Annotated in this window: 8 protein-coding genes; 4 read left to right on the top strand and 4 right to left on the bottom strand. The window is 67.0% G+C overall.

Annotation, left to right across the window (positions count from 1 at the left end; all coding sequences use genetic code 11):
• Together LC041_RS09105 and LC041_RS09100 are read left to right on the top strand one after the other, a co-directional pair.
• Positions 1-118, top strand: a 118-nt coding sequence (locus LC041_RS09105; RefSeq protein ID WP_226532800.1) for an integrase core domain-containing protein, incomplete at its 5' end; no start/stop codon positions are given.
• Positions 119-164: 46 nt separating this feature from the next.
• Positions 165-731 (top strand): TetR/AcrR family transcriptional regulator, encoded by a 567-nt coding sequence (locus tag LC041_RS09100; RefSeq protein ID WP_226532789.1) that lies wholly within the window; start codon positions 165-167, stop codon positions 729-731.
• Between the two features lie 21 nt (positions 732-752).
• Here the strand turns inward: LC041_RS09100 and LC041_RS09095 are convergent, their stop codons facing one another.
• Together LC041_RS09095 and LC041_RS09090 are read right to left on the bottom strand one after the other, a co-directional pair.
• The gene (locus LC041_RS09095; RefSeq protein ID WP_226532788.1) at positions 753-1,088 is read right to left on the bottom strand and encodes a peptidase; all 336 of its coding nucleotides are present in this window, start codon (positions 1,086-1,088) and stop codon (positions 753-755) included.
• Complete coding sequence (locus tag LC041_RS09090) at positions 1,085-2,464, bottom strand: inorganic phosphate transporter (protein ID WP_226532787.1); 1,380 nt, start codon at positions 2,462-2,464, stop codon at positions 1,085-1,087. The genes LC041_RS09095 and LC041_RS09090 overlap by 4 nt, the downstream gene beginning before the upstream one ends.
• A gap of 155 nt (positions 2,465-2,619) precedes the next feature.
• On the opposite strand from LC041_RS09090, the gene LC041_RS09085 reads away from it, so the two are divergent.
• The gene (locus tag LC041_RS09085; RefSeq protein ID WP_226532786.1) at positions 2,620-4,719 is read left to right on the top strand and encodes a S9 family peptidase; all 2,100 of its coding nucleotides are present in this window, start codon (positions 2,620-2,622) and stop codon (positions 4,717-4,719) included.
• Positions 4,720-4,937: 218 nt separating this feature from the next.
• Positions 4,938-5,813: a DUF559 domain-containing protein gene (locus LC041_RS09080; protein WP_226532785.1), complete on the top strand. Its 876-nt coding sequence runs from the start codon at positions 4,938-4,940 to the stop codon at positions 5,811-5,813.
• Positions 5,814-5,904: 91 nt separating this feature from the next.
• On the opposite strand, the gene LC041_RS09075 is transcribed toward LC041_RS09080, so the two are convergent.
• Together LC041_RS09075 and LC041_RS09070 are read right to left on the bottom strand one after the other, a co-directional pair.
• Positions 5,905-6,933, bottom strand: a complete 1,029-nt coding sequence (locus LC041_RS09075; protein WP_226532784.1) for a 6-phosphofructokinase — start codon at positions 6,931-6,933, stop codon at positions 5,905-5,907.
• A 203-nt stretch (positions 6,934-7,136) separates the two neighbouring features.
• Positions 7,137-9,281, bottom strand: a complete 2,145-nt coding sequence (locus LC041_RS09070) for a DEAD/DEAH box helicase (protein ID WP_226532783.1) — start codon at positions 9,279-9,281, stop codon at positions 7,137-7,139.
• Positions 9,282-9,314 lie beyond the last annotated feature (33 nt).

Genomic DNA, 9,314 nt, shown 5'->3' with positions numbered 1-9,314 from the left:
GCGATCGGCCGTCTACCAGACCTGGATCCACGGCTACAATCACCACCGACCCCATACCGCTCTCGGAGGCCTCTCACCCATCGACCGCGTCCACAACGTCCATGGGAAGAACACCTAGGCGCCCATCGAGCACTGCAGGTGTAGTGAAACGATAGGATGCGGTGATGGCGAGAAACGAGGGCAGAAGACAGGCGATCGCGGATGCAGGGCTCGCCGTGCTCGCTCGCGAGGGCTCCCGTGGGCTGACCCACCGTTCCGTCGATGTCGCGGCCGGTGTTCCGACCGGGACCACATCGAACTACTTCCGCAGCCGCGATGCCCTGGTTGCCGGTCTGGTCGAACGCATCGGCGAGCGGCTCGCCCCCACATCGGAGGATCTGGAGCGCCGCGCCGCGGGTGAACCCGGCCGCGCCCTGTTCGCCGACTACGTGCGCGACATCGTCCGCCGTCTTGCCGACGACAGAGAGGTCACGCTCGCACTCTTCGAGTTGCGGCTCGAGAGCAGCCGCCGTCCCGAAGTCGCGGCCGTGCTCGGGGCCTGGCAACGCGCGGGGCTCGAAGAGGACGTCGCCTTCAACTCGAGAGCAGGCCTCCCGGGCGGACGGCGCGAGATCGCGCTGTTCCACTACGCGATAGACGGTCTCCTCCTGGATCGCCTGACCACGCCGATCGACCCGGAATCATCGACCGACGACATCATCGACGACCTGGTGGACGGCTTGCTGCGATGATCCGTCCGCATGCCTCGCGGATCAGTGACCGATGACGAGCATGAGGATGCCGGACACGACGGCAGCTGCGCACAGCCCGAAGCACACGTAGGCGCCGACGAGGGCCGTCGTCTTCTGCCCCTCGGTGAGCGGGCTCTTCTTCGCAGCCTTCGCCGCTTGCTTCTCCGCGCGGCGGAGCTCCTTCTCGGTGATCACGGTGATCGCGTCGGTGAACTCCGCCGGGCTCACGACCGGAGCACGTCCGCTTCGCACCAGCAGCCGGAGGCCGAGAGCGTAGAAGGTGACGATGGCAGCCGCACCGATCAGCGCCGCCAGGAACACCTGGAGGAACGCGAGCCAGTCGATCACGATGTTCATTCCGACGCCTCCTTCCGCGCGGCATCCGTGCCCTTCGCCGCGGCTCCGGACTTCGCGGCTTTGCCGTCGGACTTGGCCTGAGCCTTCTTCTTGGCTTTGTCCGCGGCGTCCTTCTTGGCCTGCGCCTTCGCCTTGTCGCGTGCTTCCGCACGAGCCTTCGCCTCGGCCTTCGCCTCTGCGATGCGCTGCTGGCGTCGCGTCGGCGGCGGGGTGTCAGGAAGCTCCACCGCACGCCCCGACTCAGCGACGTCGCTCATCGCGTTCGCATGGGTCACCGCGTTGCGACGCGAGCGCATGAACAGCCCCAGGATGATCGCCAGTGCGAGGACCGCGTCGATCGCTACGCCCCAGTTGCCGAGCCAGACCACCAGGAGCGCGGCCAGCGCGCCGACGCCGCCCGCGGCGGGCAGGGTGAGGATCCAGCCGACACCGATCCGACCGGCGGTCCGCCAGCGAACCGTGGAACCGCGTCGTCCGAGCCCCGAACCGATCACCGAGCCCGACGCGACCTGGGTCGTCGACAGCGCGAAGCCGAGGGCGCTGGAGGCGAGGATGGTGGCCGCGGTCGAGCTCTCGGCTGCGAACCCCTGCGCGGGCTTCACATCGGTGAGCCCCTTGCCGAGAGTGCGGATGATGCGCCACCCGCCGAGGTAGGTGCCGAGCGCGATCGTGAAGGCGCAGGCGACGATCACCCAGAGCTCCGGCTCGTGGTGCGCCCCGGACTGCCAACCGATCGTGATCATCGCGAGGGTGATGACCCCCATGGTCTTCTGTGCGTCGTTGGTGCCGTGTGCGAGCGCCACGAGAGAGGAGGTGAAGATCTGCCCCCACCGGAAGCCGTCTCGACCATCCGGCTTGCCGTCGTACCGACGGGTGACCGAGTACGCGATCTTCGTCGCAGCGAAAGCGATCAGACCCGCGGTGACCGGCGCGATCAATGCCGGAAGCACGATCTTCGACAGCACCATGCCGAAGTCGATGCCGCCCACACCCGCGCCGACGAGCGTGGCGCCGATGAGCCCGCCGAAGAGTGCGTGGGACGAGCTCGATGGGAGCCCGAGGAGCCAGGTGAGCATGTTCCACGTGATCGCACCGATGAGACCGGCGAAGATCAGGGCGAGGAAGAGGTCGGCACCCGCGGAGAGGATCGCGTCTTCGCGGATGATGCCGCCGGAGATGGTCTTCGAAACCTCCGTGGACAGGAACGCGCCGACGAGGTTCAGGACAGCGGCGAGGAGGACGGCGGTCTTGGGTTTCAAGGCGCCGGTGGCGATCGGAGTCGCCATGGCGTTCGCGGTGTCGTGAAAGCCGTTGGTGAAGTCGAAGAAGAGTGCCAGCGCGATGACGAGCACGACGATGAGGGCTGCGGTTTCCACCGTTCGCTTTCGGTCGTTGAGGAAGAAGGAGGTGTCGACGTGATCGACGTGATGAACGAAGAGTTCACCGTGGGTTTGACTTCCGTTAACCGGCCCCGGTAAATCCTCCCACCCTCCCCCGCGCCGGTCAACTCGACCTGGGATAGCGTGGGACGGTGACTGACGCCCCGCTCGCTGCCCGCCGTTCCACTCTCCGCACTCATCATGGCGACACCTTCGACGACCCGTATGAGTGGATGCGATCGAAGGACTCCGAGGAGGTCATCGCACACCTCGAGGCCGAGAACGCCTACACGGAAACGCAGACCGCGCATCTCGCCGGGCTCCGGACGCAGCTGTTCGAGGAGATCAAGGCCCGGGTGCAGGAGACGGACCTCTCCGTCCCCACCCGACGCGGCGACTGGTGGTACTACAGCAGGACCGAAGAGGGAGCGCAGTACGGCATCCACTGCCGCGCGGCCGCCGAAGTCGGCGAGTGGACTCCCCCCGTGCTCGAGCCGGGCGTTCCGGTTCCGGGTGAAGTGGTCCTCCTCGATGGCAACATCGAGGCCGAGGGTCACGAATTCTTCTCGCTCGGCGCGTTCGACACCTCCGACGACGCCACGAAGCTGCTGTGGTCGACCGATTACGACGGCGACGAGCTTTACACCGTGCACGTGCGCGATCTGACGACCGGAGAGACGCTCGACGACGAGATCCCGAACACGGGCGGAGCCTTCTTCACGCCGGACGGCACGGGAGTCCTCTACACGACGCGGGACGACGCGTGGCGGCCTGACACCTTGTGGCTGCACCGCCTGGGCACGGCCGTCACGGACGATGTCCGGTTGTTCCACGAGCCCGACGAGAAGTTCTGGCTCGGTGCGGGGATCACGCGAAGCCGCCGGTACCTCGTGATCGGCGTCGGCTCGAGCATCACGAGCGAGGAGTACCTGGTCGATCTGACCGGCGATCTCACCGCCGAACCGCGCCTGGTCTGGCCGCGCCGCGACGGCGTCGAGTACTCCATCGATCACGCCGTGGTGGACGGCGAGGACCGACTGTTCATCCTCCACAACGACGGCGCCCTGGACTTCGAGCTGGTCTCCGTCGCCGCCTCGGATCCTCAGGGAGAGCGGCGCCCGGTCGTCGCGCACGAGGCAGGAAGACGCCTGCTCGGCATGGACGCGTTCCGTGACTTCGCCACCGTGGAGTACCGTCGCGAAGGGCTCGAGCGCGTCGGACTGCTCGATTACCCGACGAACACCCTCGACGAGATCGCCTTCGACGAACCGCTCTACTCCGCGGGCGTGAGCGGCAACCCGGAATGGCACTCGCCGTTCCTGCGCCTCGGCTACACGTCGTTCGTCACCCCGGGAACGGTGTACGACCTCGACCTCTCGAACCGCGACCTGATCCTGCGCAAGCAGGTCGCCGTCCTGGGCGGCTACGACGCCTCGGAGTACGGCCAGCGACGTGACTGGGCGACGGCCGCCGACGGCGTGCGCGTGCCCATCTCGCTCGTGTGGAAGCGCTCGTTCGGCGAACCCGGCTCGGAGGCCCGTCCTCTGCACCTGTACGGCTACGGGTCCTACGAGCATTCGATCGACCCCGGCTTCTCGGTCGCCCGGCTGTCCGAACTCGACCGCGGAGTGATCTTCGCCGTCGCCCACGTGCGCGGCGGTGGGGAGATGGGCCGTCAGTGGTACGAGGACGGGAAGCTCCTGCGCAAGCGCAACACTTTCACGGACTTCGTCGCGTGCGCCGAGCACCTCGTCGCGACAGGTGTGACGACGCCGGAACGCCTGGTCGCCGAGGGCGGGAGCGCGGGGGGTCTGCTGATGGGAGCGGTCGCCAACCTTGCTCCCGAGCTCTTCGCGGGCATCCTCGCCGGTGTGCCCTTCGTGGACGCCCTGACGACGATCCTCGACCCGTCTCTGCCGCTCACGGTGATCGAGTGGGACGAGTGGGGCGACCCGTTGCACGGCTCGGACGTCTACGACTACATGAAGTCGTACTCCCCCTACGAGAACGTGAGAGACGGCATCGAGTACCCGCGGATCCTCGCCGTGACCTCGCTCAACGACACGCGCGTCCTGTATGTGGAACCCGCGAAGTGGGTCGCACGTCTGCGAGAAGCGGGGGCATCGGACGTGCTCCTCAAATGCGAGATGGTGGCGGGGCACGGCGGTGTGAGCGGACGCTACAACTCCTGGAAGGAGCGCGCGTTCGAACTCGCGTGGCTGCTCGACACGCTCGGGCTCACCGAGGTTTGACCCGCCGCTGCGCCTGGCTCAGCCATCACGCGAGTTCAGGCGATCACGCCGTATCAGGCTGATTCGACCACTCTCTGCCTGATGCGGTGCGATCGCCTGACTCTGATTGCAACAGTGCACACGTGTCGACTCCTCCACAGCTACTGAGCCGCGGCAACTCTTCACAGATCGAGGCGCGACGGCACAGCAGCACCCGGGACGTCGATCAGGGTGGAGCTGTGACGACGTCAGCAGAGGAATGGGTACGCCGACACGACGGTGCCGTGCACTCATCCGCCCTGCGGGCGGCCGGCTTCACGGATCATACGGTGCGTGGCGACGTTCGGAACGGACACCTCCTGCGAGTGCGTCGCTCCTGGCTCGTCACTCCCGACTGCGACCCACGACGCGTCGCCGCGGCCTCCGTCGGTGGACGCGTGACCTGCGTGAGTGCCGCGAGCCTGCGGGGGTGGTGGGACATCAGCACGGATGCGGTGCACGTTGCGCTTCCACACAGCGCGTCGCGGTTCGACCCGAACGGCATCCGCGTCCACCGAGACCGCGGTCCTGTTCCCGTGACACGACGTTCGACGGTCGAGCCTGCACTCAATATCCTGTTCCAGGTTGCTCGATGCCTGCCGACGACGGAAGCCCTGATCGTCTGGGAGTCCGCGATTCGCCGAGACGCCGTCGACCTCGATGTCCTCGAACGCGTGGAGTGGCGATCCAGCGCTGCATCACGGATCGCGGCACTCGTCGGTGGGAGGTCCGACTCCGGACCCGAGACGGCATTCGTCGCCCTGATGCGTGGGATCGGAGTCGAGATGCGGCAGCAGGTGTGGGTCGACGGGCACCCTCTCGACGCGATGATCGGCGAACGGCTGGGCATCCAGATCGACGGGTTCGCGCACCACAGCTCAGCGCGAGATCGCCGCCGCGATATCCGAGCTGATGCCCGTCTCGCGCTGCGTGGCTACACGATTCTCCGTTTCGACGTACACCAGGTGATGTACGACGCCCCGTACGTTGAACGGACCGTACTCACCGCGATGGCGCAGGGCCTGCACCGGCGACGCACGCCGAATCAGGCACACACGCCGAATCAGGCAGATTGACAGAAGAAGTGCCTGATCTGGCGCGAATGCCTGTTCCCGGGAGGTCGATCGGGAGCGCAAGAGGGGCGCAGCCCACGAAGGGGTGTTGCGATCAGCCGAAGAGCGCAGCGGCCTCGTCGTAGCGGTAGCGGGGCACCGTGTTCAGCTCGCCGAGCGCGTCGGCGAAGGGCACCCGAACGATGTCGGTGCCCTGCATGGCCACCATCTGCCCCCAGGCGCCGTCGACGAGCGCATCGGCGGCGTGCAGTCCGAGTCGCGTCGCGAGCACCCGATCGAACGCCGACGGCGATCCGCCGCGCTGGATGTGGCCCAGGATCGTCGCGCGCGTCTCGATACCGGTGATCCGCTCGATCTCCGGAGCGAGCATGTCACCGATTCCACCGAGCCGGGGACGGTTGAAGGCATCGAGTCCCTTGTCGCTGTATGCCTCTTCCATGCCGAGGAGCTTGAACCCCTCGGAGACGACCACCAGCGGCGCGCGTCCGCGGTCGTGGGCACTGGTCACCAGCTCGGTGATGTCATCGATCGACATCGGAACCTCGGGAATGCAGATGACGTGAGCACCGGCTGCCATACCCGCATGCAGGGCGATCCAGCCGACGTGGCGGCCCATGACCTCGGCGACCATGCAGCGCTGGTGCGAGTCACCCGTCGTGCGGAGGCGATCCATCGCATCGGTCGCGATGTTCACTGCGGTGTCGAAACCGAACGAATAGTCCGTGGCCCGCAGGTCGTTGTCGATCGTCTTGGGCACGCCGATGACCTTGATCCCGTCTTTCGCCAGACGATCCGCGGCGGCGAGCGTGCCCTCGCCGCCGATCGCCACGATGCCGTCGATCTTGTGACCGTACAGCGTCTTCGCGATGTTCTCCGCGCCACCACGCTCGCCCTCGTAGGGGTTCGTGCGACTGGTTCCGAGGATCGTACCGCCGACCTTCGAGAGGCCCTTCACCTCGTGGCGCGTGAGCGGCATGAAGTCGCCGTCGACGAGCCCCCGCCACCCGTCTCTGATGCCGACGAACTCCAGGTCGTACGTGGTGGTGCCCTTGAGCACGATGCCGCGGATGACCGCGTTGAGGCCGGGGCAGTCGCCGCCGCTCGTCAGGATGCCGATCTTCATTCTGGTGCCTTCAGACGTTCGGGTGATGGGGGAACAGGCGACGCTGCCTTCGATCGACACTAGTGCCCCAGCGCACTCGCGCGCCATTCGACGTCGACGAAAACCCCCGATCTTGACGCGCGCAATCGGTGATATCGGCGAACTTCCCGGCTGCGGACCCTATCGAGCACATCCGTGGCGTTAAGAACAGCTGTTCTTGACGACTATGCGGCACCAAGAGCTTGCCGGAGCAGGTGCATGAGTGCTGCCAGCTGCACCGGTTCCGCAGCCGACTCCTCCACGGCTTCGCCGTCGAGCGCACGCGCCGCGAGCCCCTGCTTCTGGTCGATGAGCTCGGCGATCTTCGTGTCGATCGTGTGCGCGGCGATGATGCGCCAGGCGGTGACCGGCTCATCCTGCCCGATACGGTGTACGCGGTCGATCGCCTGCGTCTGCTCTGCGGCCGTCCAGGACAGCTCGGCGAGCACCACGTTCGATGCCGCCTGCAGGTTGAGCCCGACGCCGGCCGCGGTGAGCGAACAGACGGCGATGCCCACGGAGGGGTCGCCGTTGAAGTCGTCGATCGCCTGCTGTCGCGTCGTCGACGACTGGTCGCCGCGGATCGACACCGCTCGGATACCTGCGGCAGCGAAGTGCGCCTCCGCCTGGTCCATCACGTCGATGTGCTTGGCGAAGAAGACGACCTTGCCGACGGAGCGCTGAAGCTGCGCCGCGTAGTCTGCCGCCAGCGGAGCCTTGGCCTGGCCGATGCGCCTGACCATGGTGAAGACGTTGTCTCCCCCGGTGCCGGCGGCCTTCGACTCCTCGAGTTCGTTCTGGGCGACGAGACGCACGATGTCATCGTCGATCTCCCCTGGGACAAGCCCGCGATCACCCCGCGCCTCGATGATGCGCCGGTAGCGTGCTGCGAGCCTCTCCCCCAGCTCGCGCTCTGCCTGACGGATACCGCGTCCGAACTCGTCGTCGAGCTGCACGGGCAGGTCGGCGATCAGCTTGTCGGGGAGGTCGGCGGCGACATCCTTCTTCTTGCGCCGCACGATGCCCATCGAGATGACGGCGTCACGCGCTTCGGGGTAGAACGCCTTGTCTGCCGGAGTGAATCCGGTCGCATCCAGCTTCTCCATGAGCTGAGGGCCGGGCTTCTCGCCCGTGGTCCAGCCTAGGAAGCGCCAGATCGCGTCGAAGTCCTCGACATCGTTGATCAGCGGTGTCCCGGTGAGCGCCAACATGAGCGGATCGTGGCCCGGCGTGCGCTCGCGCACCTGAGCGGCCAGCGACAGGACGTTCTGCGAGCGCTGGGAGGACAGGTTCTTGATGAAGTGCGCCTCGTCGACGACCATGCCGCGCAGACCGATCGAGGCGAGCCACGACATGTGCCGGTCGAGGATCTCGTAGTTCACGATGAATACGTCTGCGAAGGCATCGATGTCATCGCCGTCGCCCTGAATCACCGTTGCACGACGCTGCGGCGTCCAGCGCTCGACTTCGCGCGCCCAGTTCATCTTCACGACGTTGGGCACCACGACGAGGAGCGGATAGGCACCGGCGACGGAGGCGGCGAGCACGGACTGCGCCGTCTTGCCCAGACCCGGCTCATCCGCGAGCAGGAAGCTGCGGTGCCCCGCCTTGACCGCTTCGAGGAAGCGGGACTGGTGCACCATGACCTCGAGACCCTTGGGCGATACGTGGTCGAACTCCGGCGCGGGCGGGAGGTCCATCGATGCGGCGGATCCGCCGGCGCCCGTCTCGAAGGCCTTGTACAGCGGGCCCATGAGCTCCCAGCCGTCGAGGCGGCGACGCGGTGTCGACGTCGATCGAGGCGTGAGGTCGGGCGCGAGGAACGGGTTCGCCAACTGGCGCGCCTCGACCGAGGGCGGGGTGACCTGTCGTTCCGCGATCGCCGCGGGCACGACCGAGACCTGCACCGGCGCCGCATCAGCGATGATCAGGTCTTCCGGAGCGAGTTCAGCGCCGGATTCGAGCAACCAGTCGCGGCGCATGCGCTTGGCCACCGGCGACGTCGCCTGATCGGCTTCCAGCAGCTGGATGAGTGACGTGTCGCGGGCAGCGGTCTTCGCGAGGATCGTGGCGACACCATCGAGCCGCTTGAGCAGCTCAACGCGTGCAGGATCCCCGATCTCGGCGTCGGCCTTGACCCGTGCGCGCTCTTCGCGCACGAGGAAGGCGATCACCTGGAACTTCACCCGGTTCGTCGGGCCGAGCTTCCCTCGCTGCGACTTGGCCTCGATCTCACGCACCTTGCGCGCGAGGATCGGGATGAGGGGTGCCTCGTCGTCGCGACGGGACGTCTTCTTTCGCCGCGTGGCGGCGGTTGCCGTGGTCGGCATGCTCCTCCTGAGCGTGAAGGCCCCGGCTTCCCC

It is taken from the genome of Microbacterium paraoxydans (assembly GCF_020524545.1).
Classification (GTDB): domain Bacteria; phylum Actinomycetota; class Actinomycetes; order Actinomycetales; family Microbacteriaceae; genus Microbacterium; species Microbacterium paraoxydans_C.
This window is presented reverse-complemented; position numbering and strand designations above follow the sequence as displayed.